The sequence below is a fragment of the Methylibium sp. T29-B genome (assembly GCF_000576225.1).
Lineage (GTDB): Bacteria > Pseudomonadota > Gammaproteobacteria > Burkholderiales > Burkholderiaceae_C > Methylibium > Methylibium petroleiphilum.
This window is the reverse complement of record NZ_AZSN01000331.1, coordinates 1-1,601: the sequence shown is the minus strand read 5'-3', so window position 1 is coordinate 1,601 and position 1,601 is coordinate 1. Positions and strand designations below refer to the sequence as shown.

1 pseudogene is annotated in these 1,601 nt (G+C 68.1%); it reads right to left on the bottom strand.

Features of this window, described 5'->3' with window-relative positions:
- A pseudogene (locus Y694_RS21680) lies at window positions 1-1,597 on the bottom strand (propionate--CoA ligase); the annotation flags it as partial.
- Window positions 1,598-1,601: the final 4 nt, after the last annotated feature.

Here is a 1,601-nt window from a genome sequence, read left to right as displayed (position 1 = left end):
TCGGCCACCCCGACCACCGCCACTTCGGCCACGTTGGCGTGGCTGGAGACGCTTTCCTCGATCTCGCGGGTGCCCAGCCGGTGCCCGGCGACGTTGATGACGTCGTCGGTGCGCCCGAGGATGTAGTAGTAGCCGTCTTCGTCCCGGATGCCCCGGTCGAAGCTGCTGTAGACGCTCTGGCCGGGCACGCTTTTCCAGTAGGTGTTGACGAAGCGGTCGTCGTCGCGCCAGACGGTCTGCATGAAGCCGGGCGGCAGCGGGCCTTCGACCACGAGCACGCCTTTCTGGTGGGCGCCGTGCAGTTCTTCGCCGGTGGCGTCGTCGACGAGCTTGACCTTGTAGCCGTAGGTGGGGATGCCGGGGCTGCCGAACTTGCTGGGCTGGCGCTGCACGCCGTTGGCGATGCTGAGGATGGGCCAGCCGGATTCGGTCTGCCAGTAGTTGTCGACGATGGGCACGCCCAGGGCGTCGGCGATCCACTGGGCGGTGGGTTCGTCGAGCGGCTCTCCGGCCAGGAACAGGGCGCGCAGGCTGCTGAGGTCGTGTTTCTTGAGGGCCGCGGGGTCTTGTTTCTTGAGCACGCGCACGGCGGTGGGGGCGCTGAACATGGCGGTGACTTTGTATTTCTCGACCAGGCTCCACCAGATGGCGGCGTCGGGGCGGATGGGCAGGCCTTCGTACATGATGGTGGCCATGCCGGCGAGGAGCGGGCCGTAGACGATGTAGCTGTGGCCGACGACCCAGCCGATGTCGCTGGTGGAGAAGTAGGTTTCGCCAGCGTTGCCGAGGTAGATGTGTTTCATGCTGGCGGCCAGCGCGACGGCGTAGCCGCCGGTGTCGCGCTGTACGCCCTTGGGGGTGCCGGTGGTGCCGCTGGTGTAGAGGGTGTAGCTGGGGTGGGTGGCGTCGACCCAGGTGCAGGGGACGCGGCTGTCGAGGTGGCGCGCCCTGAGGGTGGCGTAGTCGATGTCGCGGCCTTCGACGGGTTGGCTGGGGGCGAGGCCGCGGTCGACCATGAGGACGTGCGGGGTTTGTTCTTGGCCAGGCGGATGGCTTCGTCGAGGAGGGGTTTGTAGGGGACGACTTTGCCGGCGCGGCTGCCGGCGTCGGCGCTGACGATGAGTTTGGGCTGGGCGTCGTCGATGCGGCTGGCGAGGCTGACGCTGGCGAAGCCGCCGAAGACGACGGAGTGGATGGCGCCGATGCGCACGCAGGCGAGCATGGCGAAGGCGGCCTCGGGGATCATGGGCATGTAGATGAGGACGCGGTCGCCCTGGCCGACGCCGAGTTCGACGAGGCCGGCGGCCATGCGTTCGACTTCGCGCTGGAGTTCGGCGTAGCTGTAGGTGCGTTCCTGCCCGACTTCGGTGGAGACCCAGATGAGGGCGTTGTCGTCGGGGCGCCGGGCGGCGTGGCGGTCGACGGCGTTGTGGCAGAGGTTGGTCTGGCCGCCGACGAACCAGCGGGTGAAGGGCGGCCGGCTGTCGTCGAGCACTTCGTCGAACGGGCGGTGCCAGTCGATCAGCTCGGCCTGCTCGGCCCAGAAACCCTTCGGGTCTTCGATCGAGCGGCGGTAGAAGGTGGCGTAGTCGGTCATGCGC